Genomic DNA, 23,819 nt, shown 5'->3' on the forward strand with positions numbered 1-23,819 from the left:
CCACGGAAGCCGATCACGGGTGCCTGGGATTCCATTCCGGGAGCCCGTCCGCGGATGCGAATCCGCGGCTCGGGGGCCCGAATGATGAGACACTGCCAGGCGCCACTCGGCGCTCATGTGTGAAACGTCACGCACTCGTCAGCATAGTCATGCACTGCCGCGCTCAGCCCACGTGGCCGCCGATCAGCCACCCGAGCAGGTAGGTCACCCCGGCGGCCGCGCCGCCCAGCACCAGCTGCCGCAGCCCGCTGAACCACCAGCTGCGGGCCGTCACCCGGGCCACCACCGCGCCGCACAGGAACAGCCCGGCCCCCGCCAGCAGCAGGGCGGGCAGCAGCGTGGTCGCCCCCAGCAGGTACGGCAGCAGCGGCAGCAGCGCGCCGAGCGCGAAGCACAGGAACGACGAGCCGGCCGCCACCAGCGGCGAGGGCAGGTCGGTCGGGTCGACGCCCAGCTCCTCGCGGGCGTGCACCTCCAGGGCCAGCTCCGGGTCCGCGGACAGCTGCCGGGCCACCTCGTGGGCCAGCTCGGGGTCCACCCCGCGCGAGACGTACAGCTGGGCCAGCTCGGCCAGCTCGCCGTGCGGGTTGCGGCTCAGCTCCAGCCGCTCGACCTCGATCTCGGCCTGCACCAGCTCCCGCTGCGAGGCCACCGAGGTGTACTCCCCCGCCGCCATCGAGCAGGCACCGGCCGCCAGGCCCGCCAGTCCGGTCAGGATCACCGTCCCGTTGGACGCCGCACCGCCGACCACCCCGGTCATCAGCGCGAAGTTGGACACCAGTCCGTCCACCGCGCCGAACACGGCCGGCCGCAGCCAGCCGCCGTTGACGTCCCGGTGGTGGTCGGCCGCGGGTATCCGCGGCTGGTGCCCGGCGTCGGCCTCCACAGCGGTCGCACTCATCGTTCTTCCCCTCGGTCGTCGTTCCTCGGCCTTGACCGTAGCCCGCCTGACCTGGGCATTTCCAGCAAAGTAAGGCTGCCCGAACACCACTGAGGCCACCCTTCGCGGCGTTCGCGAAGGGTGGCCTCAGGCGGGGGAAACCCCTGGTCAGATCGGGTTCTTGGCGTCCTTGCCGGCCGTCCCGGCGGCCGGTTCCCCATCCACGGGCCCGGCCGGCTCGCGCAGCACCGGCTTCCCGTCGGCCTTCTCCCCGGCGCCCTTCCCGCCCTTGTCGGCGGGCTCGGCGTCCTCCGCCAGGTGCGCGGCCGGGTCGATGCTCGCCGGGTCCTCCCGCCCGGGCCGCGTCCGGCCCACGATCACGAAGTACGCCACCGCACCCGCGAACACCGCGATGGACACCCAGTCGTTCAGCCGCAGGCCGAAGTAGACGTGGGCGTCGTCGATCCGCAGCCACTCGATCCAGAACCGGCCCACCGTGTACGCGGCCACGTACAGTGCGAACGCCCGGCCGTGGCCCAGCGTGAAGCGGCGGTCCGCCCAGATCACCAGCAGCGCGACACCGACGCACCACAGCGACTCGTACAGGAAGGTCGGGTGGTAGACGCCCTTCACGACCTCGCCGTTCGCCAGCGTCTTGTCGATCTCCAGGCCCCACGGCAGGGTGGTCGACCGGCCGTACAGCTCCTGGTTGAAGTAGTTGCCCCAGCGGCCCAGCGCCTGCGCGAGCGCGATGCCCGGCGCGATGGCGTCGGCGTACGCGGGCAGCGGCACGCCCCGGCGGCGGGCACCGATCCAGGCGCCGACCGCGCCCAGCGCGACCGCGCCCCAGATGCCGAGGCCGCCCTCCCAGATCTTGAGGGCGTCCCAGGGGTTCTTCCCCTCGGCGAAGTACAGTCGGCCGCCGTCGGTGATCACGTGGTACAGGCGGCCGCCGACCAGGCCGAACGGCACGGCCCACACGGCGATGTCGCCGACGGTGTGCTTGGCACCGCCCCGGGCGACCCAGCGCTTGCTGCCGAGCCAGACGGCGACGACGACACCGAGGATGATGCAGAAGGCGTAGGCGCGCAGCGGGATCGGTCCGAGGTACAGGACGCCCCGCGACGGGCTGGGAATGTAGGCGATATCCATGGCAGTTCCGACGCTACAGGGTCCGGCGGCCCGCTCGGACACCCCTGGGGTCACAGAAACCGAACAACGGACGGCGCCGCCCCCTCCGGACGGGAAGGGGGCGGCACGGTGGAACGGGCTCAGCCGGGCGTCGGCGACGGGTTGTTGGCCTCCGAGGCGGCGCTGGTCGGCGCCGGGCTCTGCCCGTGCGAACCCGGCGTGCCCAGCTGCTTGCCCTGGTTCGCGGCGTCCACCCACTTCGCCAGGTTGGCGGGGGTGATCTCCTCGCTGCCGTTCTTCGGGTAGATCGGCTGGCCGTTGAGCAGCACCGTCGGGGTGGACTTGAAGCTGGACTTGTCGAAGTCCTGCTGCACCGCGGACACCCACCCGCCGAACTTGTTGTCGTTGACGCAGGCCTGGAACTCGGGCGTGTCCAGGCCGTTGACCTGCTTGGCGAGGCCGAGCAGCGTGTTCTTGTCGCCGAAGGCGTCGTTGGTCTCGTCCGGCTGGTTGCGGTACAGCACGTCGTGGAAGTCCCGGAAGTGCCCGGCGTCCTGGGCGCAGCCGAGCGCGTTGGCGGCGGTCCTGGAGCCCTTGCCGCCCACGGCCCGGTCGATGAACGACACGATGTGGTAGTTCGTGTAGATCTTCCCGGCGTCCTCCATCTGGTCGATGGTGGACGAGAACTCGCGCTCGAAGGTGCCGCAGGCGGGGCAGCGCGGGTCCTCGTAGACCGTGAGGACGGAGGGCGCGTCTGCGGCGCCGACGGGGATGACCAGGTTCTTGTCGCCGATCGTCCCGGCCGGGGCGGCGGTGGGCGTCTCCGGCTTGGAGCGCTGGTTCTGCACCACGACGCCGGTGATCACGGCGGCGGCGATCACCGCGAGCACGGAACCGCCGACGATCAGCTTCTTCCTGCGCTTGGAGGTGGCCTCCTCGGCCGCCCGCTGCTCCAGCATCCGCTCGCGGGCGGTGCGCTTGCCTTCTCGGTTCTTCTCGCTCATTGCGTTGACGTCCACGGTCGGGGGCCTTCGTCGGGGTGCGGGATGTGGGGCGGGGTCGTGGGGGGGGGCGGGTGGGGTCAGCTCGCCAGCCAGCCGTCCACCGACAGCCGGGTGCGGGGCCGCCAGAGCAGCCATCCGGCCATCAGCAGGAACCCGGTGTCGCGCAGGATCTCCTGGAGGTACTTCGTCTGGGACTCGTCGACGTGCCCGCCGCCGCCGAAGCAGCCGCAGTCGATCGAGATGCCGCGCGCCCAGGCGGAGGCGATCCCGGCGATGAAGACCAGCAGCAGCACGGCGGAGATCCCGGCCACCAGCCGGACGCCGAGGCCCGCCAGCAGCAGCACGGCCAGTGCCAGCTCCAGGAACGGCAGGCCGTAGCCGATCGGCTTGACCAGGCCTTCGGGGAGGATCTCGTAGGCGCGGACGGCCTGCGCGGCCTCCGCCGGATCGGTGACCTTCGCCAGCCCGGCCCACCCCCAGACCACCGCGAGGCCGAGCCGGACGACCGTGCCGAGCCACTCGCTCCAGGCCGACACCGGCCGGCGCGCCGTCGGCTCGGGCGCGGAGCCCTCGGGCTGCGCGGTCATCAGGGAATCCCCCTCGGGAAGCTCGTTCACTCCCTGATGAACCGCGGGGGATGAAGAGTGGTTCCTCCGCATTCAGGAATTAAGCCGGACGAGTGACGTTCTGTCCGAATATGACGAACATCCGTGCGTCAACGGCACCCGGCCGACCACCCCGCCTCGAACAGCTCGGGGTGCCGGGCCGCCTCCGCGCACGCCACCGCCTCCCGCTCCGCCCGCTCGGCCCCCCGTCTGGCCAGCACGTGCCCCACCTGGGCGTGCACGCCGACGGCGGCGCCGAGCACCAACACGGCCGTCGCCGCCCGCAGCAGGACGGCCCGCTGGAGACTCCGCACCGGCTCACCCCTTCCGCTCGACCGCGAAACCGTTCGTGCACTCGTCCCTCCTCTCAACGTCCGTCAACCCCGGCTGATGCGTGTCCCCACCCCTTGTTCACCCGTTCGGGTCCGCGAGCCCGGCCGGGAGCGCGGAGCGGAGCCGCACGCCCGTGCCCGCGCCCCGCAGCGGATCGGCGATGCCGGGTGGAACGCCGACGGCCCCCCAACTCCCGGTGGAGTGGGGGGCCGTCGGCCGGATGTCCCTGCCGCGCGTCAGTGCCGGCGCACGCCCTCGGCCAGCTCCCCGGCCAGGGCCCGCACCGCGTCCAGCGCGGCCGTCTCGTCCTCGCCCGCGGCCAGGATCCGCTTGACGAACGCCGACCCGACGATCACTCCGTCCGCGAACCGGGCGACCTCCGCCGCCTGCACCGCGTCCGAGACCCCGAGCCCGACGCAGACCGGCAGGTCCGTCGTCGCCCTGGTCCGGGCGACCAGGTCCTCGGCCATCGACCCGACGGCGGACCGCGTCCCGGTCACGCCCATCACCGCGGCCGCGTACACGAAGCCGCTGCCGGCCGCCGTGACCTCCGCCAGCCGGGCGTCCTTGCTGCTGGGGGCGACCACGAACACGGTGTCAAGACCGTGCTCGTCCGCCGCCTTGCGCCACTCCTCGGACTCCTCCACCGGCAGGTCCGGCAGGATGCACCCGGCCCCGCCCGCGGCCGCCAGGTCGGCCGCGAAGCGCGCCACGCCGTAGCGGTCGACCGGGTTCCAGTACGTCATCACGAGCACCGCGGCCTCGGGGTGCGCCGCGGCGACCTCCCGGACGGTCCGCAGCACGTCCTTGATCCGCACGCCGCCCCGCAGGGCGATGTCGTCGGCGGTCTGGATGACCGCGCCGTCCAGCACCGGGTCGGAGTGCGGCAGCCCGACCTCGACCACGTCGCAGCCGCCCTCGATGAGCGCGTTGATCGCCCGGATGCCGCCGTCCACGGTCGGGAAGCCGGCCGGCAGGTACCCGATCAGCGCGGCCCGGTCCTCGGCCTTGGCGGCCGCCAGCCGGCCGCTCAGCTTGCTGGTGCTCAGCTTGGAAGTCATGGTCACTTACCCCCCTCGGCGGAGGCGTCGCCCGAACCGCCGGCCTGCTCGTCGTACAGTCCGAAGTACTGGGCCGCGGTGTGCATGTCCTTGTCCCCGCGTCCCGACAGCGAGACCAGGATGGTCGCCTCCGGCCCGAGCTCGCGCCCCAACTCCAGCGCCCCGGCGAGCGCGTGGGCGCTCTCGATGGCCGGGATGATCCCCTCGGTGCGGGACAGCAGCCGCAGCGCCTGCATCGCGGCGTCGTCGGTGACCGGCCGGTACTCCGCCCGCCCGGTGTCCTTCAGCCAGGCGTGCTCCGGGCCGACGCCCGGGTAGTCCAGGCCCGCCGAGATCGAGTGCGACTCGATGGTCTGCCCGTCCTCGTCCTGCAGGACGTACGTCCGGGAGCCGTGCAGCACCCCCGGGTCGCCCTTGGTGAGGGTGGCCGCGTGCCGGGGCGTCTCGGCGCCCTCTCCCGCCGCCTCGAAGCCGACCAGCCGCACCCCGGTGTCCGGGATGAACTCGTGGAAGATCCCCATCGCGTTGGAGCCGCCTCCGACGCACGCCACGACCGCGTCGGGCAGCCGGCCGGTCCGGTCGAGCACCTGCTGCCGCGCCTCGACCCCGATGATCCGGTGGAAGTCCCGGACCATCATCGGGAACGGGTGCGGCCCGGCGACGGTGCCGAACAGGTAGTGGGTGGAGTCGACGTTGGCGACCCAGTCCCGGAACGCCTCGTTGATGGCGTCCTTGAGCGTCCGGCTGCCGGACTTGACGGCCACCACCTCGGCGCCGAGCATCCGCATCCGGGCGACGTTGAGCGCCTGGCGCTCGGTGTCGACCTCGCCCATGTAGATGGTGCAGTCGAAGCCGAACAGCGCGCAGGCGGTCGCGGTGGCCACGCCGTGCTGGCCGGCGCCGGTCTCGGCGATGATCCGGGTCTTGCCCATCCGCTTGGTGAGCAGCGCCTGGCCCAGCACGTTGTTGATCTTGTGCGAGCCGGTGTGGTTGAGGTCCTCGCGCTTGAGCAGGATGCGCGCGCCGCCCGCCTCGGCGGAGAAGCGGCGCACGTCGGTCAGCGGGCTCGGGCGCCCGGTGTAGTCCTTGAGCAGCGCGTCGAGCTCGGCGGCGAAGGCCGGGTCGGCCTTGGCCTTCTCGTACTCCTCGGCGACCTGCTCGACCGCGGCGACCAGCGCCTCGGGGATGAAGCGGCCGCCGTACGCGCCGAAGTAGCCGCGCGCGTCCGGCACCTGGGCACCGGGCAGGTAGTCCTTCTCGGACATGGTGGTTTCCCTTGAACGGAGATGAACGACGATGACGTCTTCTCGACCGCCCCGGCTGGTGGGCCGGTCAGCCGGACGTCACGCGCCATCGCCGTCCCGGTACCTGCCCGGGCTCGCACCCGATGACGTACCGCACCCGACGCCCCAGCACCCGGCGTGCGGGTGCGCGGCAGCCGCGCGGGCGGCAACCGGGGGCGAGTCGGGCGGCGATCTTCATCGGGCGGCGTCAGTCCTTGTGCCGGACGGCGGGGTGGGCCCCGGCGGCGACCAGGTCGGCGACCGCGGCGCGCGGGTCCTTGCCGGTCACCAGGGTCTCGCCGACCAGCACCGCGTCGGCGCCCAGGTTGGCGTAGTTGATCACGTCCAGCGGGCCGCGCACGCCGGACTCGGCGACCTTGACGATGCCGTCCGGGATGGCGTGGGCGACGTTCTCGAAGGTGTTGCGGTCCACTTCGAGCGTCTTGAGGTTGCGGGCGTTGACGCCGATGATCCGGGCGCCGGCGTCCACCGCGCGCTTGATCTCCTCCTCGTCGTGCACCTCCACCAGCGGGGTGAGGCCGATCGACTCGGCGCGCTCGATCAGCGACACCAGGGCCGGCTGGTCGAGGGCGGCGACGATCAGCAGCGCGAGGTCGGCGCCGTGCGCGCGGGCCTCCCACAGCTGGTAGGCGGTGACCATGAAGTCCTTGCGCAGGACCGGGGTGTCCACCGCGGCGCGGACGGCGTCGAGGTCGGCCAGCGAGCCGCCGAAGCGGCGCCGCTCGGTCAGCACGCTGATCGCGGCCGCACCGCCGGCCGCGTAGTCGACCGCCAGGGCGGCCGGGTCGGCGATCGAGGCCAGGGCGCCCTTGGACGGGCTGGAGCGCTTCACCTCGCAGATCACCCGGACCCCGTCGCCCCTGAGGGCGGCGACGCCGTCCTTGGCCTCCGGGGCCTTGGCGGCGAGCTCCTTGAGCTCGTCCAGGGAGACCCGGGCCTGCCGCTCGGCGAGGTCCTCGCGGACCCCTTCGATGATCGAGTCGAGCACACTCACTCAGGAGCCCCCATCTTTTCTGCCAGTTGGTCGGCGCGAGCCGGCGGGCGACAGCCCACCGGCTCTTCGATGGTATCGGCACCCGGCGGCGGGGGGCGCATCGGTTCGAGCCGCGTCTCGCGGACCGGACCTCCGCGCCGACGGTCCCCAGCTGCGGTTTCACCGGCCCCGCGCCGGTTTTCGGCCGGTCTTCGCACTGGTTTTCGGTCGCTCTTCGAGCCCGCCGCCGGCGGTCCGTAAGGGCGGCGGCCCGGTGGCCGGAAGCGGCCCCCGGGTGGCCGGATCAGACCAGCGGCGGTGCCAGCCCGGCACCGATCCCCGAGTTCCGCACCACGGTGAACACCAGCACCAGCAGGGCGATCAGCGCCCAGCGACGGGCCCCGACGGTGATCCTGGGCGGCGGACCGCCGGTCAGCGCGGCCCAGCCCCAGCGCAGCCAGAGCACCGCCAGCACGCCGACCAGCAGGACCAGGACGGCGTTGTCGTGCAGGGCACCGGTGAGATCCCCGTGGGTCAGCGCGTGGACGCAGCGCAGCCCCCCGCAGCCCGGGCACCACCAGCCGGTGGCGGTCAGGAACGGGCAGTCGGGGTAGTGCCCGGGGGTGTTCGGGTCCACCACGGCGACGTACGCGGCGGGGACGGCCACCGCCGCCAGCGCGGTCAGCGGCGGGCTCAGCCGGCGCAGCACGGGCGGCGGGGCGGAGGCGGTGGGGGCGGAGGTCACGCCCCGATTCTGCCCGGGTCGGGCCCGGACACGACGAAACGGCGGGCGTGGCGCGCCCGCCGTTCCGATGTACGACAAACGTGTGGTGCGACGAGCCGTTCGTCAGGCGGCGACGGCGGCGCGGGCCTCACGGGCCGCGATCTGCTCCTCGGCCGACTTGTACACGTTGGTGCTGGCCTGCTTGCCCATGCCCGCGAGGGACATGGCCTTGCCGACCACGCCGCCGGCCAGGACGACCGCCAGGCCGACCCAGACGAGCAGCACCGACGGCAGGATCATCGCGACGCCCGCGACGCCGAAACCGACGAAGGAGATGACGACGCCGGTCCAGGCGGCGGGGGTGTGGCCGTGTGCTGCTGCTGCCATCTGAGTGGTGCTCCTTGGCTCTCGGGGCCCGGCCGGGCCTGCGGGGCCGCCGGCGGGTTGACGGGTTCCATTGTGCCGGGCCACACATCGGTGGCCCAAAGCGGGTGGCGGGTCTATCGCGTCACATGCCCGCGGCTCACACCGCGGTCGGGTCCTCGCCCCGGTCCAGCGCCTTCCACAGGTCGCCCGGCGTGTCGGTCTTCACCGGGGCCTTGCGGGTCGGCGCCTCGTAGCGGCTGCCCATGGCCGGCCAGCCCCGGCCGTACCGCAGGGTGAGCACTCCGGCCAGGGCCAGCAGCAGCCCGCCGACCAGCGCGACCCACGGCCAGGCGGTGTGCGCGACCTCGGTGGCCGCCGATCCGGTCAGCGCCAGCTTGCGGGCGGCCTCGGCGTCCAGCGCGGCGGTGTCGCCCGCCCCGGCCACCGAGGCGGCGGCCGCGCCGAGCCCGGCCAGCAGGGTCAGCGCGCCGACCGCCAGCCGTCCGACGCCGCGCACCGCGAACACCGCGACGGCCGCGGCGAGGCCCACCAGGGCCAGCCCGCCGGGCAGTTCGGAGATCTTGCCGCCGGTGACGGACACGTCCAGGGTGCCGGCCCGGCCCTCGGCCCAGGTCCGCCCTGCCGCGGTCAGCACCAGGACGGCGCTCAGCACCGTCAGCAGCAGCATCACGCCGAGGGTGCGGCGGCTGGGAGCGGCGGGGGCGGGGGTCTGCTCTGCGGTCACCCGTCCACTATCCCCCGGCCGACGCCCGGGTCCGTACCCGGGGTGGGGAACGGCGCCGGGTCCCCAGCGTCGGGCGGCGCGGCGGGCGGCGCGGATGACGGCGTCGGGAACTCGTCCGTGCGCAGCACCACCGTGCGGCCGCCGAGCGCCAGGAACAGGTCGTTGCCGAAGGGCACCCGCTCGGCCTCCCGGTACACGCCCTCGGGGAACGGCGCGGTGTGCAGGGTGCAGACCGCCGCCGCCGGATCGACCACCAGGTACAGCGGCACGCCACTGCGCGCGTACGCCCTCGCCGCCTCCGCCAGACCGGGCCGGGCCACCTCCAGCACCGCCTCGACCCCGGCCGCGCCGAACCGGCCCCGCTCGCCGCGCACCGCGTCCCGGGCGAGCACGGCCAGGTCCGGGGCGAGCACCACCGGGTCCGGCCGGTCGGGCCCGTGCGGCCCCGGGCCGCCGGGCGCCGCCGGGAAGTCGATCGCCACCCCCGACAGCACCCGCCCGTGACCGGCCGGCTGCTCGCCGAGCTGTCCGGCGGCGCCGAGCACGACCGCCCAGCGCAGCTCGTCGTACGGCACCTCGGGCATCCCGGCCGCCTCCTCGCGCCTCAGGACAGTTCCGGCCTCCGCAGCGTATTGGCGGTGGCGACGGCCCGCAGCACGGCGGCCGCCTTGTTGCGGCACTCGGTGTCCTCGCCGTGCGGGTCGGAGTCGGCGACCACGCCCGCGCCGGCCTGCACGTACGCGGTGCCGTCGCGCAGCACCGCGGTGCGGATCGCGATCGCGGTGTCCGAGTCCCCGGCGAAGTCCAGGTAGCCGACGCAGCCGCCGTACAGGCCGCGACGGGTGGGCTCCAGCTCCTCGATGATCCGCATCGCCCGCGGCTTGGGCGCGCCGGACAGGGTGCCGGCCGGGAAGCAGGCGGTCAGCACGTCGAAGGCGGTGCGCCCGGGCGCCACCTTGCCGGTGACGGTCGACACGATGTGCATCACGTGGCTGTAGCGCTCGATCTGCATGAAGTCGACCACCTCGACGCTGCCCGGCTCGCAGACCCGGCCGAGGTCGTTGCGGCCGAGGTCCACCAGCATCAGGTGCTCGGCCCGCTCCTTGGGGTCGGCGAGCAGCTCGGCGGCCAGCTCCGCGTCCTCGTGCGGGGTGGCCCCGCGGTGCCGGGTGCCGGCGATCGGGTGCAGCATCGCCTCGCCGTCGGTGACCTTCACCAGCGCCTCCGGGCTGGAGCCGACCACGTCGAAGCCGCCCTCGGCGGCGCCGTCCGGCCCGGGGAAGCGGAACAGGTACATGTACGGGCTGGGGTTGGTGGTGCGCAGCACCCGGTAGACGTCCAGCGCGGAGGCCGGGCAGGGCGCCTCGAAGCGCTGCGAGGGCACCACCTGGAAGGCCTCGCCGGCCCGGATCCGTTCCTTGACCTCCTCCACCGCGGCCCGGTACGGCTCGCCGCCGAACGGAGAGTGCACCTCGCCGGGGCCGGCCGGGGTGAAGGTGGCCAGGCCCGGGTCGACCGGCTTGGACAGCTCGGCCTCCATGGCGTCCAGCCGGGCCACCGCGTCCGCCCAGGCCTCGTCGACGCCGCTGGCCAGGTCGTTGTGGTTGACGGCGTTGGCGATCAGCAGCACCGTGCCGTCGACGTGGTCGAGCACGGCGAGGTCGGTGGCGAGCAGCATGGTCAGCTCGGGCAGGCCGAGGTCGTCCGGGTTGAGGTCGGGCAGCTTCTCCAGCCGGCGGACGATGTCGTAGCCGAGGTAGCCGACCAGGCCGCCGGTGAGCGGCGGCAGGCCGTCGTCCGTCGTGCGCGGGGTGTGCAGCGCCTGGAGGGCGGCGCGCAGCACCTCCAGCGGGTCGCCGTCGGTGGGGATGCCGACCGGCGGGGTGCCGAGCCAGCGGGCTCCGCCGTCCGGGCCGACGGTGAGCGCGGCGGCGCTGCGCACCCCGACGAAGGAGTAGCGCGACCAGCTGCGGCCCTGCTCGGCGGACTCCAGCAGGAAGGTGCCGGGCCGCTCCTCGGCGAGGCTGCGGTAGAGGCCGATCGGGGTGAGGCCGTCCGCGAGGAGCCTGCGGGTGACCGGGATGACCCGGGTGTCGACGGCGAGCTTGCGGAAGGCTTCGAGATCCATGACGGGCGGCACCTTCTGGAGTTGTGGACGGGGTGGGGTCAGGACAGCGGGAGCACGTCGGCGTCGAAGCAGGTGCGGTCGCCGGTGTGGCAGGCCGCGCCGCTCTGGTCGACCCTGACCAGCAGGGTGTCGCCGTCGCAGTCCAGGGCCACCGACTTGACCGCCTGGACGTGGCCGGAGGTGTCGCCCTTCACCCAGTACTCACGACGGCTGCGGCTCCAGTAGGTGCAGCGGCCCGTGGTGAGGGTGCGGTGCAGCGCCTCGTCGTCCATCCAGCCGAGCATCAGCACCTCGCCGGTGTCGTACTGCTGGGCGATGGCCGGGATCAGCCCGTCCTCGGTGCGCTTGAGCCGCGCGGCGATCTCGGGGGCGAGGGCGGTGCTGCCGGGCGTGGCGGGTGTGGTGGACATGAGCCCCATTGTGTCAGCCCGCCCCGCCACCCCGGCGTGCCCCGCCCCGCTCCCCCGCGGGGGCACGGATCGCCCGCGGGGGAACCGCTGGGAACCGGGGAACCGCTAGGAATGCAGTTGTCCGGTGAGCTTGGGGCCGCCCTGCTTGTTGCTGACGGCCAGGGTGCAGGTGTAGTCGCGCCAGCCCTGCTGGTAGTTGGCCATCGCCGGGCCGAACTGGCGGCCGTAGTAGGTCCTTCCGTCGGTCTGGTGGGCCCTGGCGGCGGCTTCGACGTCCTTGCACCCCTCCCGCATGGCGAGGGCGACCTGGATCTCACCGGTCAGGCCGTCGGCGAGCCTGAGGTCGGCGATCACCTCGCCGTCGTGCTCGCCGGCGCAGGGCCGCTCCTCGGGCTTGGTGATCACCGGGCTCAGCTGCGGGTGGTCGAAGCAGGCGCCGACCGGGAAGAAGGCGTACGGCGGCTGCGGCTTCGCCGGTGTGGGCGTCGGGGTGGGCGTCGGCGTCGGGGTCTCCGTGGCCGTGGGGGTGGGCGGGGGCGGCGCGGCGGCCGGCTTCCCGTCGTCCGGCCACAGCACCGCGGTGGCCACCACCGCGAGCAGGACCACCAGCACGGCGGCGACGGTGAGGACCAGGCCCCGGGACGGACGGGAGCCGACTGCGGGCGGCGGCTGCTCGGAGGTCATGGCCAAGAGGATGGCCCACCCGCCCCGTCCCCGGCAGGCGGTTCGCCGAACTCACCCGTCCGGGGGGCTGCCTCCGGGCGCAGGCCCGCCACCGAGAGTCAGCTGCTTCCCCTACCCGAGGAAGGACCGGGAAACACAAAGAACAACTCCAGAAGGGCACCCTCCGTCGCTCACCTCGCCCTGACAGCGAGGCGAGCGACACCAAAAAGAGGACCGACTACCGAGAACGGGCAACGGCGGCCTCCTCCAACGAGGAGGCCGCCGTTGATAGTGGCACCCCTCGATCCATCAAGGGGTGCCACCACAGGGAAGACCCGAATTGATAAATCCAACCAGCAGTTAACCCTGCCACCGAGGGAAACGCTCGGACCAGGTCACGGATCCGGCCGTGCTCGGTCGAGCCGGCACGAAGCAGGGTGCGGGCCGAGGCCTCGTTGCGTGGTGAGCGGGCGGCCCAGATGCGGTGCATGCCGAGGACGGTGAAGCCGAGCGCGCACAGCAGGTGGACGGTCTCGGTGCCGAGCCCCTTGCGCCACTCGGCCGGGTGTAGGGCGAATCCGATGGTGGCGGCCTGCTGGGGCTCGGTGGCCAGCCGGGCGTAGCCGATCAGTTGGTGTTCACCGAGGCGGGTGACGGCCATGCAGTACTCGGTACGCGGGGTGGCATGCGCGGAGTCGATGGAGCGGGCCGTGATCGCTTCGACCTGCTCGCGGGTGGGGGTTCGAAGCTGAGGTGCCGGGTGGCCTCAGGGTCGCCGTAGATGGCCAGGAGGGCGTCGGTGTCCCTGGGTTCGACCTCGCGCATCGCCAGGCGGGGCCGGCCAGGTGGACTGGAGTCATGACTGCGGAGCCTGTCCGTAGGGTCATCGGACGCGGACCGATACCGAGGTGGCGGTGACCTCAGTTTCCGCGCCGGGCTCTGGCGGCCGAGCGCCTAGGCTGACGCCATGTCGAACCACGCCCTCGCCGAACGCCACCGCCTCGCCCGGCTGCTCACCGCCGCCGGCCCGGACGCCCCAACCCTCTGCGCCGGCTGGACCACCCGGGACCTGGCCGCCCACCTGGTGATCCGCGAGCGCCGCCCCGACGCGGCGGCCGGCATCCGGGTCGGTGCCCTCGCCGGGTGGACGCGGCGGGTGCAGGACGAGTACGCCGAGCGGCCGTACGAGGAGCTGGTGCGGCTGTTCCGGGCCGGCCCGCCGGTCTACTCCCCGTTCGCGCTGCCCGGCGCCGACGAGGCGGCGAACACCATCGAGTACTACGTCCACGCCGAGGACGTCCTGCGCGCGGCCGAGGACTGGACCCCGCAGGCCGTCCCGCCGGGCCGCGCCGAGGCCCTCTGGCGCCGTCTGCCCCTCATCGCCCGCATGGAGGCGGGCCGCCGGTCCCCGGTCCGCCTGGCCCTCGCCCACCCCGACGGCCGTTCCCTCACCGTCGGTCCCGCGGGCTCCCCCACCGTCCGCCTCACCGGCGAACCCGCCGAGCTCGTCCTCTTCACCTACGGCCGCGGCGCCCGGACCGCCCTCACCGTCGACGGCGCCCCGGACGCCGTCGAGGCCCTGCGCCACGTGCTGCCGCTGCCGCCGCGGTAGCGGCCCGGGCCGTCCGCCGCGGACGGCCTCCGGCTGCGGATGTCCGGGCCCGGGTGCAGACTCGCAGGTGGCCGGGGTGGCGCGTGGGCGCGCCCGATGGAACCGTCCCGGTCCCTCCGCGTCGAAGGAGCACTCCGCCATGCTCACCACCGACTTCCCCATCGGCTCGCCCTGCTGGATCGACCTGGGCAGCCCGGACATCCCCGCCACCGCCGCGTTCTACGGCAAGGTGTTCGGCTGGACCTTCCAGGAGGTCCCCGAGGCCGGCGGCTACGGGTTCCTCCACTTGGGCGGCAGGACCGTCGGAGCCGTCGGCAACCTCGACCCGGGCGCGCGGTCCGCCTGGACGACGTACTTCCGCACCAGGGACGCGGACGCCACCGTGAAGGCCGCCGAGCAGGCCGGCGCGACCGTCCGGGTGCCGCCGATGGACGTGATGGAGGAGGGCCGGTTCGCCGCTCTCACCGATCCCCAGGGCGCCGAGTTCGCCCTCTGGCAGTCCGGCGGCACCACCGGGCTGGGCGCCGTCTCCGAGGAGGGCGCCCTGGTCTGGTCCGAGCTGCACACCTCCGCCCCGGACGTCGCCCTCGCCTTCTACGAGAAGCTCTTCGGCTGGCGGATGCAGAAGTTCGAGCCGTCGCCGGGCATGACCTACCGGGTGCTCTCCGCCGCCGAGGGCGACCAGGAGGCCACCAGCTTCGGCGGCATCGCCCCGACCATGTCCCCGGAGCAGCCCTCCGCCTGGACGCCGTACTTCGCCACCGAGGACGTGGACGCGCGGGTGGCCGCCGCGACGGCGGCCGGCGGCTCGGTGCTGATGCCGGCCTCGGACGTGGAGAACGTCGGCCGGATCGCCTGGCTGGCCGACCCGAACGGCGCCCCGTTCGCGCTGATCCACGGCGAGCCGCAGGAGTCCTGAACACCCGGGAGTCCCGAGCACACGGCGAGGGCCCGCGGTTCCCGGAACCGCGGGCCCTCGTCACGCACGCAGCGTCACCGCACCGGGTGCCCGGCCTCCCGCAGCGCGCCCTTGACCTCGCCGATCCGCAGGTCCCCGAAGTGGAACACGCTGGCGGCCAGCACCGCGTCCGCACCCGCGTCGACGGCCGGCGCGAAGTCCGCGAGCTTGCCCGCCCCGCCGGAGGCGATCACCGGCACCGAGACGGCCTTGCGCACGGCCCGGATCATCTCCAGGTCGTAGCCGTCCTTGGTGCCGTCCGCGTCCATCGAGTTGAGCAGGATCTCGCCGGCGCCCAACTCGGCGGCGTGGCCCGCCCATTCGACGGCGTCCAGGCCGGTGCCCTGCCGCCCGCCGTGGGTGGTGACCTCGAAGCCGGACGGCGTCTCGGTGCCCTCGGGGCAGCGCCGGGCGTCCACCGAGAGCACCAGGACCTGCCGCCCGAACCGCTGGGCGATCTCGCGGACCAGCTCCGGCCGGGCGATGGCCGCGGTGTTGACGCCGACCTTGTCGGCGCCGGCCCGCAGCAGCTTGTCGACGTCCTCGACGGCGCGGATGCCGCCGCCGACCGTCAGCGGGATGAAGACCTGCTCGGCGGTGCGGCGGACCACGTCGTAGGTGGTCTCCCGGTCGCCGGAGGAGGCGGTGATGTCGAGGAAGGTCAGCTCGTCGGCGCCCTCGGCGTCGTAGAGCTTGGCCATCTCGACCGGGTCGCCCGCGTCGCGCAGGTTCTGGAAGTTGACGCCCTTGACCACCCGCCCGGCGTCGACGTCCAGGCAGGGGATGACACGTACTGCGAGGGTCACGGCTGTTTGCCTTCCAGGGGTTCCGGGGATTCCAGGGGCTTCGGGGGCTCCTGGTTTTCCAGGATCCTTGCCAGCCCGGATCGGTACGCGTCGAGTTCGACCTCGACCAGCATCCGGGAGTCGATCAGTCCCTCGACGACCACCATGGTGGCCGCCGGGCGGGCGGCGTCGAAGAGTTCGCGGTGGGCCCGGCCCACCTCCTCGGCGTCGCGGACGTGGGTGATGTACATCCGGGTGCGCACCACGTCCTGCGCGGTCAGACCGTACGCGGCCAGGGCGTGGAGCCCGACGCCGAACGCGGCGAGGGTCTGCCGGTACGGGTCCCCCTCGTGCTCGATCCGGCCGTCCACCCAGGCGGTGGAGCCGGCCACGTGCACGTGGTCACCCGCGGCGACCGCCCGGGCGTAGCCGAACTCGTCCTCCCAGGGGGAGAATCCACCGACCCTGCCGCGTACGATCCGACCGTCCGTCATCCGGAAACCGCCTCCAGGGCCTCTTCGAGGGTGAACTTCTGCTCGTAGAGTGCCTTGCCCACGATGGCGCCCTCGACACCCTCGGCGACGAGCGAGGCGATCGCCCGCAGGTCGTCGAGCGAGGAGACGCCGCCGGAGGCGACGACGGGCTTGTCGGTCGCGGCGCAGACGTCGCGCAGCAGCTGGAGGTTGGGGCCGGTCAGGGTGCCGTCGCGGTTGACGTCGGTGACGACGTAGCGGGCGCAGCCCTCCCGGTCGAGGCGCTCCAGCACCTCGAACAGCTGGCCGCCGTCGCGGGTCCAGCCGCGGCCGCGCAGGGTGGTGCCGACCACGTCCAGGCCGACGGCGATCTTGTCGCCGTGTTCGGAGATGGCCTTGGCGACCCACTCCGGGGCCTCCAGGGCGGCGGTGCCGAGGTTGACCCGGGTGCAGCCGGTGGCGAGCGCGCGGGCGAGCGACTCGTCGTCGCGGATGCCGCCGGACAGCTCGACCTTGACGTCCAGCTGTGCGGTGACCTCGCGCAGCAGCTCGTAGTTCGAGCCGGTGCCGAAGGCGGCGTCCAGGTCGACCAGGTGCAGCCACTCGGCGCCGGCGTTCTGCCAGGCGAGGGCGGCGGCGAGCGGCTCGCCGAAGGAGGTCTCGGTGCCGGAGGCGCCCTTGACCAGACGGACGGCCTGACCGTCGCGGACGTCGACGGCGGGCAGCAGTTCGAGGCTCATCAGAGATCCAACTCTCAGAAAGTCAGAGGGTGTTGACCCAGTTGGTCAGCAGGGCGGCGCCGGCGTCGCCGGACTTCTCGGGGTGGAACTGGGTGGCCCAGAGCGGGCCGTTCTCGACGGCCGCGACGAACGGCTGCCCGTGGGTGGCCCAGGTGACCAGCGGCGCGTTGATCCGCGCGCTGTGGGTCTCCAGTTCCCAGTGCCGCACCCCGTAGGAGTGCACGAAGTAGAAGCGGGTCTCGGGGTCGAGGCCAGCGAACATCCGGCTGCCCTCGGGGGCGTCCACGGTGTTCCAGCCCATGTGCGGGACGACGGGGGCCTCCAGCGGCTCCACGGTGCCAGGCCACTCGTCGCAGCCGGCCGTCTCCACGCCGTGCTCGACCCCCTTCTCGAAGAGGATCTGCATGCCGACGCAGATGCCCATGACCGGTCGGCCCCCGGCGAGCCGGCGGCCGATGATCCAGTCCCCGCGGACGGACCTGAGTCCGCGCATGCAGGCCTCGAAGGCCCCCACGCCGGGGACGAGCAGGCCGTCCGCGGCCATCGCGGTGTCGTAGTCGGAGCTGACGGTGACGTCCGCTCCGGTCCGCTCCAGGGCGCGCTGCGCGGAGCGGAGGTTGCCGGAGCCGTAGTCGAGGACGACGACGTTCTTGCCCATGTTCAGGTGTCCAGTCTCTCTGCGGCGGGCGGCGGGTCTACAGGCGCATGAGGCCGGAGGCCAGGCACATCACGGAGCCGAAGGCGAGCACCAGGATGACGCCCTTCGACTGCTTCTGCTTCCAGAAGGAGATGACTCCGCCGGCCAGGAAGAGGCCGACGAAGATGAGGATCATCGCGGTGTTGCTCACAGCGCACCCTTGGTCGACGGGAGGATTCCGGCCGCGCGCGGGTCGCGCTCGGCGGCGTAGCGCAGCGCCCGGGCCAGCGCCTTGAACTGGCACTCCACGATGTGGTGCGCGTTGCGCCCGTACGGCACGTGGACGTGCAGCGCGATCTGCGCCTGGGCCACGAAGGACTCCAGGATGTGCCGGGTCATGGTGGTGTCGTACGAGCCGATCATCGGCGCGATGCCCTCGGGCTCGGTGTGCACCAGGTACGGCCGGCCGGAGAGGTCCACGGTGACCTGCGCGAGCGACTCGTCCAGCGGCACCGTGCAGTTGCCGAAGCGGTAGATGCCCACCTTGTCGCCGAGCGCCTGCTTGAAGGCGGCCCCGAGCGCGAGGGCGGTGTCCTCGATGGTGTGGTGGGTGTCGATGTGCAGGTCGCCGTCGGTCTTGACGGTGAGGTCGAACAGGCCGTGCCGGCCGAGCTGGTCGAGCATGTGGTCGTAGAAGCCGACGCCCGTGGAGATGTCGGTCCTCCCGGTGCCGTCGAGGTCCATCTCGACCAGGACCGAGGTCTCCTTGGTGGTGCGCTCGACGCGTCCGATGCGGGACATGGGGGTTACAGCTCCTTGATCACGAAACGGACGGCGTCCAGGAAGGCGTCGTTCTCGGCTGGCGTGCCGGCGGTGACGCGCAGCCACCCGGGGACGCCGTTGTCGCGGACCAGGACGCCCCGGTCCAGGATCGCCTGCCACACCGCGTGGGTGTCGGCGAAGCGGCCGAACTGGACGAAGTTGGCGTCCGAGTCGGTGACCTCCAGGCCCATCCCGCGCAGCGCGTCGACCAGCCGGTCGCGTTCCTCCTTGAGCCGCCCGACGTACCCGAGCAGGGTGTCGGTGTGCTCCAGGCAGGCCAGCGCGGTGGCCTGGGTGACGGCCGACAGGTGGTACGGCAGGCGCACCAGCTGCACCGCGTCCACCACGGCCGGGTCGGCGGCCAGGTAGCCCAGGCGCAGCCCGGCCGCGCCGAAGGCCTTGGACATGGTGCGGCTGACCACCAGGTTGGGCCGGCCCTCGATCAGCGGCAGCAGCGAGGCGCGGTGCGAGAACTCGACGTACGCCTCGTCCACCACGACCAGGCTGGGCCGGGCGGCCTGCGCGGCCTCGTACAGCCGCAGCACGGTGTCGGCGTCCACGGCGGTGCCGGTCGGGTTGTTGGGCGAGCAGATGAACACCACGTCGGGCCGGTGCTCCGCGATGGCGGCGACGGCGGCGTCCACGTCGATGGTGAAGTCGTCGTTGCGCGGCCCGGAGATCCAGGCGGTGCCGGTGCCCCGGGAGATCAGCGCGTGCATGGAGTACGAGGGCTCGAAACCGAGCGCGCTGCGGCCGGGGCCGCCGAAGGTCTGCAGCAGCTGCTGGAGCACCTCGTTGGAGCCGTTGGCGGCCCACACCTGCGCCCGGCCGACCGGGAAGCCGGTGGTCTCGGCGAGGTACGCGGCGAGACCCTCGCGCAGCTCGACCGCGTCCCGGTCGGGGTAGCGGTTCAGCCCGCGGGCGGCCTCGGCGACGCGCTCGGCGATCCGGGCCACCAGTTCCTCGGGCAGCGGGTACGGGTTCTCGTTGGTGTTCAGCTGGACGGGCACGTCCAGCTGCGGCGCGCCGTACGGGGACTGCCCGCGCAGCTCGTCGCGGACGGGGAGGTCGTCGATGCGGGTCATGGCGGTCACGCTCCCGACACCGTCCAGTCGCTGTGCCAGTTCTGTTCGTCTCCGACAAAACGTGCCTTGATCGCGTCCCCGTGCCCCGGCAGGTCCTCGGCGTTCGCCAGGTTGACCACGTGCGCGGCGACGTCCGCCAGCGCGTCCCGGTCGTACTCGACGACCTGGACGCCGCGCAGGAAGGTCTGCACCGACAGCCCGGAGGAGTGGCAGGCGCAGCCGCCGGTCGGCAGCACGTGGTTGGAGCCGGCCGCGTAGTCGCCCAGCGAGACCGGGGTCCAGCGGCCGATGAAGATCGCGCCGGCGTTGACCACCCGGGCCGCCACCGCGTGCGCGTCACGGGTCTGGATCTCCAGGTGCTCGGCCGCGTACGCGTTGACCACGGCGAGGCCCTGCTCCAGGTCGTCGACCAGGATGATGCCGGACTGCTTGCCGCCCAGCGCCTCGGCCACCCGCTCGGAGTGCTTGGTCCGCGCGACCTGCGCGGCCAGCTCGGCCTCGACGGCGTCGGCGAGCGCCGGGGAGTCGGTGACCAGCACCGAGCCGGAGGTCGGGCCGTGCTCGGCCTGGCTGATCAGGTCGGCGGCGACGTCGGACGCCAGCGCGCTGTCGTCGGCGAGGACGGCGATCTCGGTCGGCCCGGCCTCGGAGTCGATGCCGATCCGGCCGGCGAAGTAGCGCTTGGCGGCGGCCACGTAGATGTTGCCCGGGCCGGTCACCATGGTGACCGGCGCGCACTCCTCGGTGCCGAGGGCGAACATCGCGACCGCCTGGGCGCCGCCGACGGCGTAGACCTCGTCCACGCCGAGCAGCGCGCAGGCCGCCAGGATGGTCGGGTGGACGCGTCCGCCGAACTCCTTCTGCGGCGGGGAGGTGACCGCGATGCCCCTGACGCCCGCCTCCTGGGCCGGCACCACGTTCATCACCACGGAGGACGGGTAGACCGCCAGCCCGCCCGGCACGTACAGGCCGACCCGCTCGACCGGCACCCAGCGCTGGGTGACGGTGCCGCCCGGCACCACCTGGGTGGTGTGCCCGGTGCGGCGCTGGTCCGCGTGCACGGCGCGGGCCCGGCGGATCGACTCCTCCAGCGCGGCCCGCACCTTCGGGTCCAGCGTCTCCAGCGCGGCGGTGAGCTGCTCTGCCGGGACACGGGTCGACTCCAGCCGGACGCCGTCGAAGCGCTCGGTGATCTCGATCAGCGCCGCGACCCCGCGATGGCGTACGTCCTCGGCGATCGGCCGCACCTTCTCCAGGGCGGCCGCGACGTCGAACTCGGCACGGGGCAGCAGGTCACGCGGGTCGTCCAGCGAGCCGCGGAGGTCGATTCGAGAGATCACGCCACCCAGTGTAAGGAGTGGCCGGAACCGCTGGTCCCGCATTTCAGTCCGTGATACGAAAGGCGAGACGACCGGGGGGACGGGGGAAACCATGGCGGAGCGTGCTCCGGAGGGCTGGACGGGGGTCGAGCAGCGACTCTGGGAGGCTTACCGCCAAGGTGTGATCCTGGACCTGCGAACGGGCGACGCGGACGCCGACGACCCCTTCGGCGACGCCGACTGGGGCCCCGAGCGCACCGTCCGCGCCGAGGTGCTCGCCCACCTGCTGCTGGCCGGCCCGCGGCCAGCCCCCGGGCGGGTCGCCTCGCTGCGGTTCAGCGGTGTGCTGGTCACCGGCGCGCTCAACCTGGCCGGCGCCGCCATCGACCGCTACATCGAGCTCCACGAGTGCCGCTTCGAGCACAAGATCCTGCTCTCCGAGGCCTCGGCGCCGACGCTGCGCTTCGTGAACTGCCTGATCCCCCGGCTGGAGGCCTCCCGGCTCTCCACCACCGGCGACCTCCACCTGGCCCGCTGCCGCCTCCCCGACGGCATCCGGCTCACCGACTCCAAGATCGGCACCGACCTGCTGCTCAACCAGACCCGGGTCGGCGGCGACCGCTACGGCCGGGCCGTCTCCGCCGACGGGATCACCGTCAACCAGGACTTCGAAGCCGAACGCCTGGAGGCCCGGGGCGAGTTGAGCATACGCACGGCCCGAATAGGCGGCCGGCTGTCGCTGCGCGGCGCCCAGCTGCACGCCGACCGCCGGCACAGCCGCACCTGCCTCAACGCCGTCCGGGTCACCATCGGCCACACCCTCTACCTGACCGGCTCCGCCGACCTCGGCTGGACCGGCTCCCGCGGCTACTACGGCTCCGGCTACGGCGAGGTCCCGCCGGCCGACGGCCCCGTCACCCCGTTCCGGGCCTTCGGCCGGGTCCGGCTGTCCGACTCCCGCTTCGAGGGCGCCTGCCTGATCTCCGGCGAGTTCCACCTGGAGGACGACGACGAGCTCTCGCTGCGCCGCATCCAGACCCCCGAGCTGCGGTTCTCCTGCGACTTCCGCCCCACCGGCACCGTCTCGCTCTCCCGCGCCCGGGTCGGCAACCTGGTCGACAGGCCGCACGCCTGGCCGCTCGGCAAGCACCTGGGCCTCACCGGTTTCGTCTACGAGAACCTGCGCCCGATCAGCACGTTCACCGTCCAGCAGCGGATCGCCTGGCTGGAGGGCTCCTCGGTGGACTTCCAGCCCGAGTCCTACGAGCAGCTGGCCGCCGCCCTGCGCCGCGACGGCGCCGACGACGACGCCCGCGAGGTGCTCTACGCCAAGCAGCGCCGGCGCCGCCGCACGCTGCCGCTGCCCGCCCGCGTCTGGGGCGCGGTCCAGGACGCCACCGTCGGCTACGGCTACCGGCCCGGCCGGGCGGGCCTGTGGCTGCTGCTCGCCTGGATCCTCGGCAGTCTCTGGTTCGCCTCCCACCCGCTGGAGCCGCTCAAGGCCGACGAGCGCCCGCACTGGAACCCGGTGCTGTACACCCTGAACCAGCTGCTGCCGATCGTGGACCTCAACCAGGGCGGCTGGAACCCGGGCGGCCTCTCCCAGTGGATCGCCGCCGGGCTGGTCGTCATCGGCTGGCTGCTCGCCTCCACGGTCGTCGCCGGCGCCACGCGGATGCTCCAGCGTGGCTGAGCCGGGCGGCGGCGGGGGCCGCCGACCGGGTGGCCTCGTCATCCGTGCGACAAGGCCCCCGTCCGGGGAACTACGCTGTCCGCCGTGACAGAACGGCTGCCGCTCTTCCCGCTGAACACCGTGCTCTACCCGGGCCTGGTGCTGCCCCTGAACGTCTTCGAGGAGCGCTACCGCCGTCTCGTCGCCGACCTGCTCGAACGCTCCGAGGACACCCCTCGGCGGTTCGGCGTGCTCGCGATCAGGGACGGCCGGGAAGTCGCGCCGGTCAGACCCGAGGAGGGCCCGGCCGGCCCGCTGGACGGCCTCGGCACCACCACCGGGGACCCGCTGGAGGCGCTGTTCCACATCGGCTGCGTCGCCGACGTCGCCTCCGTCGAGCACCAGCCGGACGGCCGCTACGAGCTGCTGGTCACCGGCACCACCCGGTTCCGGCTGCGCTCGGCGGACGTCTCCGGCCCGTACCTGACCGGCGAGATCGAGCCGATCGAGGAGCTCCCCGGCGAGGGCTCCGGCGCCCTGGCCTCCGAGGTCGAGCGGGCGTTCCGGGTCTACCAGAAGCGCCTGGCCGGCGCCCGCGAGGCCAGCACCGTCGGCCGCCAGGAACTCCCGGACGACCCCCAGGTGCTCTCCTACCTGGTCGCCGCCGCCTCGGTGTTCGAGACCCCGGTCAAGCAGCGGCTGCTCGCCTGCCCGGACACCGCCCAGCGGCTGCGCGCCGAACTCGACCTGCTGCGCCGCGAGACCGCCGTCCTCAGCTGGCTGCCCTCGCTTCCCGCCGCCGACCTCACCCGCCAGCGCTTCAGCCCCAACTGACCGAGGAGCCCGAGGACCCCGCATGGCCAAGAAGAGCAGGAAGGGCGGGCAGGGCACCCCCGCCACCGTCGCCCTGGAAGCCGCCGCCGTCCCGTTCACCGTGCACGCCTACGACCACGACCCGGCCGCCGCCTCCTACGGCGGCGAGGCCGCCGAGGCCCTCGGTGTCACGCCCGAGCGGGTCTTCAAGACCCTCGTCGCCGACGTGGACGGCACCCTCACCGTCGGCGTGGTCCCGGTCGCCGGCCAGCTCGACCTCAAGGCCCTGGCGGCGGCCGTCGGCGGCAAGCGCGCCGCCATGGCCGACCCGGCCGCCGCCGAGCGCAGCAGCGGCTACGTCCGCGGCGGCATCTCCCCGCTGGGCCAGCGCCGCCCGCTGCGCACCGTCGTCGACGCCACCGCGCTCGGCCACCCCACCGTCTACGTCTCGGCGGGCCGCCGCGGCCTCGAAGTGGAACTCGCCCCCGCCGACCTGGTCGCGCTCACCGGGGCCCACACCGCCGCCATCGCCCGCTGAGCCCGCTGAACCCACCGCACCGGGCCCCTGAGCCCACC

General features: G+C 73.4%; 30 protein-coding genes. 5 read left to right on the top strand and 25 right to left on the bottom strand.

Annotated features, from left to right (window positions below; all coding sequences use genetic code 11):
* Positions 1 to 163 precede the first annotated feature (163 nt).
* From ACWDBB_RS13985 to ACWDBB_RS14065, 17 genes are all read right to left on the bottom strand, one after another.
* Complete coding sequence (locus tag ACWDBB_RS13985) at positions 164 to 901, bottom strand: VIT1/CCC1 transporter family protein (protein ID WP_449789794.1); 738 nt, start codon at positions 899 to 901, stop codon at positions 164 to 166.
* Between the two features lie 147 nt (positions 902 to 1,048).
* Positions 1,049 to 2,032 carry a prolipoprotein diacylglyceryl transferase gene (gene lgt, locus ACWDBB_RS13990; RefSeq protein WP_449789795.1) on the bottom strand — a complete coding sequence of 328 codons (984 nt, stop codon included), beginning with the start codon at positions 2,030 to 2,032 and terminating at the stop codon, positions 1,049 to 1,051.
* Positions 2,033 to 2,151: 119 nt separating this feature from the next.
* A complete protein-coding gene (locus ACWDBB_RS13995) occupies positions 2,152 to 3,015 on the bottom strand; it encodes a DsbA family protein (protein WP_449789796.1) in 864 nt (287 codons plus the stop codon).
* A gap of 77 nt (positions 3,016 to 3,092) precedes the next feature.
* Positions 3,093 to 3,602 (bottom strand): MauE/DoxX family redox-associated membrane protein, encoded by a 510-nt coding sequence (locus ACWDBB_RS14000; protein ID WP_449789797.1) that lies wholly within the window; start codon positions 3,600 to 3,602, stop codon positions 3,093 to 3,095.
* A 128-nt stretch (positions 3,603 to 3,730) separates the two neighbouring features.
* Positions 3,731 to 3,934: a hypothetical protein gene (locus tag ACWDBB_RS14005; protein ID WP_449789798.1), complete on the bottom strand. Its 204-nt coding sequence runs from the start codon at positions 3,932 to 3,934 to the stop codon at positions 3,731 to 3,733.
* Between the two features lie 255 nt (positions 3,935 to 4,189).
* Positions 4,190 to 5,014, bottom strand: a complete 825-nt coding sequence (gene trpA, locus ACWDBB_RS14010; protein WP_392869232.1) for a tryptophan synthase subunit alpha — start codon at positions 5,012 to 5,014, stop codon at positions 4,190 to 4,192.
* A gap of 2 nt (positions 5,015 to 5,016) precedes the next feature.
* Entirely contained in the window at positions 5,017 to 6,279 is a 1,263-nt protein-coding gene (trpB, locus tag ACWDBB_RS14015; protein ID WP_449789799.1) for a tryptophan synthase subunit beta, read from the bottom strand.
* A gap of 67 nt (positions 6,280 to 6,346) precedes the next feature.
* On the bottom strand, positions 6,347 to 6,496 hold the full coding sequence (gene trpM / locus ACWDBB_RS14020) for a tryptophan biosynthesis modulator TrpM (protein WP_188296911.1): 150 nt from the start codon (positions 6,494 to 6,496) through the stop codon (positions 6,347 to 6,349).
* A 9-nt stretch (positions 6,497 to 6,505) separates the two neighbouring features.
* Positions 6,506 to 7,312 carry an indole-3-glycerol phosphate synthase TrpC gene (gene trpC, locus ACWDBB_RS14025; RefSeq protein ID WP_449789800.1) on the bottom strand — a complete coding sequence of 269 codons (807 nt, stop codon included), beginning with the start codon at positions 7,310 to 7,312 and terminating at the stop codon, positions 6,506 to 6,508.
* A 283-nt stretch (positions 7,313 to 7,595) separates the two neighbouring features.
* Positions 7,596 to 8,036, bottom strand: a complete 441-nt coding sequence (locus ACWDBB_RS14030; protein ID WP_392869237.1) for a DUF2752 domain-containing protein — start codon at positions 8,034 to 8,036, stop codon at positions 7,596 to 7,598.
* A 102-nt stretch (positions 8,037 to 8,138) separates the two neighbouring features.
* A complete protein-coding gene (locus ACWDBB_RS14035; protein ID WP_449789801.1) occupies positions 8,139 to 8,402 on the bottom strand; it encodes an HGxxPAAW family protein in 264 nt (87 codons plus the stop codon).
* 136 nt (positions 8,403 to 8,538) lie between these two features.
* Positions 8,539 to 9,126 carry a TIGR02234 family membrane protein gene (locus ACWDBB_RS14040; protein WP_449789802.1) on the bottom strand — a complete coding sequence of 196 codons (588 nt, stop codon included), beginning with the start codon at positions 9,124 to 9,126 and terminating at the stop codon, positions 8,539 to 8,541.
* Positions 9,123 to 9,710, bottom strand: coding sequence for a Uma2 family endonuclease (locus ACWDBB_RS14045; protein ID WP_449789803.1), 588 nt, complete (start codon positions 9,708 to 9,710; stop codon positions 9,123 to 9,125). The genes ACWDBB_RS14040 and ACWDBB_RS14045 overlap by 4 nt, the downstream gene beginning before the upstream one ends.
* A 20-nt stretch (positions 9,711 to 9,730) precedes the next feature.
* Positions 9,731 to 11,254, bottom strand: a complete 1,524-nt coding sequence (locus ACWDBB_RS14050; protein WP_449789804.1) for an anthranilate synthase component I — start codon at positions 11,252 to 11,254, stop codon at positions 9,731 to 9,733.
* A 38-nt stretch (positions 11,255 to 11,292) separates the two neighbouring features.
* Positions 11,293 to 11,664, bottom strand: a complete 372-nt coding sequence (hisI, locus tag ACWDBB_RS14055; RefSeq protein ID WP_392869245.1) for a phosphoribosyl-AMP cyclohydrolase — start codon at positions 11,662 to 11,664, stop codon at positions 11,293 to 11,295.
* 105 nt (positions 11,665 to 11,769) lie between these two features.
* Positions 11,770 to 12,348: a hypothetical protein gene (locus ACWDBB_RS14060; protein ID WP_449789805.1), complete on the bottom strand. Its 579-nt coding sequence runs from the start codon at positions 12,346 to 12,348 to the stop codon at positions 11,770 to 11,772.
* Positions 12,349 to 12,565: 217 nt separating this feature from the next.
* Entirely contained in the window at positions 12,566 to 13,042 is a 477-nt protein-coding gene (locus ACWDBB_RS14065) for a GNAT family N-acetyltransferase (RefSeq protein ID WP_449789856.1), read from the bottom strand.
* Positions 13,043 to 13,294: 252 nt separating this feature from the next.
* Here ACWDBB_RS14065 and ACWDBB_RS14070 point away from each other — a divergent pair, with 252 nt between their 5' ends.
* Together ACWDBB_RS14070 and ACWDBB_RS14075 are read left to right on the top strand one after the other, a co-directional pair.
* Positions 13,295 to 13,939 carry a TIGR03085 family metal-binding protein gene (locus ACWDBB_RS14070; RefSeq protein ID WP_449789806.1) on the top strand — a complete coding sequence of 215 codons (645 nt, stop codon included), beginning with the start codon at positions 13,295 to 13,297 and terminating at the stop codon, positions 13,937 to 13,939.
* Between the two features lie 139 nt (positions 13,940 to 14,078).
* The gene (locus ACWDBB_RS14075; protein ID WP_449789807.1) at positions 14,079 to 14,858 is read left to right on the top strand and encodes a VOC family protein; all 780 of its coding nucleotides are present in this window, start codon (positions 14,079 to 14,081) and stop codon (positions 14,856 to 14,858) included.
* 74 nt (positions 14,859 to 14,932) lie between these two features.
* On the opposite strand, the gene hisF is transcribed toward ACWDBB_RS14075, so the two are convergent.
* Genes hisF through hisD form a run of 8 tightly spaced genes read right to left on the bottom strand, consistent with a single transcriptional unit; the run spans position 14,933 to position 20,779 of the window.
* A complete protein-coding gene (gene hisF / locus ACWDBB_RS14080; RefSeq protein ID WP_449789808.1) occupies positions 14,933 to 15,703 on the bottom strand; it encodes an imidazole glycerol phosphate synthase subunit HisF in 771 nt (256 codons plus the stop codon).
* Complete coding sequence (locus ACWDBB_RS14085) at positions 15,700 to 16,176, bottom strand: RidA family protein (RefSeq protein ID WP_449789809.1); 477 nt, start codon at positions 16,174 to 16,176, stop codon at positions 15,700 to 15,702. Before ACWDBB_RS14085 ends, hisF begins: the two co-directional genes overlap by 4 nt.
* Complete coding sequence (priA, locus tag ACWDBB_RS14090; protein ID WP_402405251.1) at positions 16,173 to 16,895, bottom strand: bifunctional 1-(5-phosphoribosyl)-5-((5-phosphoribosylamino)methylideneamino)imidazole-4-carboxamide isomerase/phosphoribosylanthranilate isomerase PriA; 723 nt, start codon at positions 16,893 to 16,895, stop codon at positions 16,173 to 16,175. Before priA ends, ACWDBB_RS14085 begins: the two co-directional genes overlap by 4 nt.
* Positions 16,896 to 16,917: 22 nt before the next feature.
* Complete coding sequence (hisH, locus tag ACWDBB_RS14095; RefSeq protein ID WP_449789810.1) at positions 16,918 to 17,553, bottom strand: imidazole glycerol phosphate synthase subunit HisH; 636 nt, start codon at positions 17,551 to 17,553, stop codon at positions 16,918 to 16,920.
* A 37-nt stretch (positions 17,554 to 17,590) separates the two neighbouring features.
* The gene (locus ACWDBB_RS14100; protein ID WP_449789859.1) at positions 17,591 to 17,743 is read right to left on the bottom strand and encodes a hypothetical protein; all 153 of its coding nucleotides are present in this window, start codon (positions 17,741 to 17,743) and stop codon (positions 17,591 to 17,593) included.
* The gene (hisB, locus tag ACWDBB_RS14105; RefSeq protein WP_449789811.1) at positions 17,740 to 18,333 is read right to left on the bottom strand and encodes an imidazoleglycerol-phosphate dehydratase HisB; all 594 of its coding nucleotides are present in this window, start codon (positions 18,331 to 18,333) and stop codon (positions 17,740 to 17,742) included. The genes ACWDBB_RS14100 and hisB overlap by 4 nt, the downstream gene beginning before the upstream one ends.
* Positions 18,334 to 18,338: 5 nt before the next feature.
* Entirely contained in the window at positions 18,339 to 19,439 is a 1,101-nt protein-coding gene (locus ACWDBB_RS14110) for a histidinol-phosphate transaminase (protein WP_449789812.1), read from the bottom strand.
* Between the two features lie 5 nt (positions 19,440 to 19,444).
* Positions 19,445 to 20,779 carry a histidinol dehydrogenase gene (hisD, locus tag ACWDBB_RS14115; protein WP_449789813.1) on the bottom strand — a complete coding sequence of 445 codons (1,335 nt, stop codon included), beginning with the start codon at positions 20,777 to 20,779 and terminating at the stop codon, positions 19,445 to 19,447.
* 91 nt (positions 20,780 to 20,870) lie between these two features.
* On the opposite strand from hisD, the gene ACWDBB_RS14120 reads away from it, so the two are divergent.
* From ACWDBB_RS14120 to ybaK, 3 genes are all read left to right on the top strand, one after another.
* Positions 20,871 to 22,451, top strand: coding sequence for an oxidoreductase (locus ACWDBB_RS14120; protein WP_449789814.1), 1,581 nt, complete (start codon positions 20,871 to 20,873; stop codon positions 22,449 to 22,451).
* Positions 22,452 to 22,535: 84 nt separating this feature from the next.
* Complete coding sequence (locus tag ACWDBB_RS14125) at positions 22,536 to 23,264, top strand: LON peptidase substrate-binding domain-containing protein (protein WP_449789815.1); 729 nt, start codon at positions 22,536 to 22,538, stop codon at positions 23,262 to 23,264.
* Positions 23,265 to 23,286: 22 nt separating this feature from the next.
* Positions 23,287 to 23,781 (top strand): Cys-tRNA(Pro) deacylase, encoded by a 495-nt coding sequence (gene ybaK, locus ACWDBB_RS14130; RefSeq protein ID WP_449789816.1) that lies wholly within the window; start codon positions 23,287 to 23,289, stop codon positions 23,779 to 23,781.
* The last annotated feature ends 38 nt before the right edge of the window (positions 23,782 to 23,819 follow it).

It is taken from the genome of Kitasatospora sp. NPDC001095 (genome assembly GCF_053598615.1).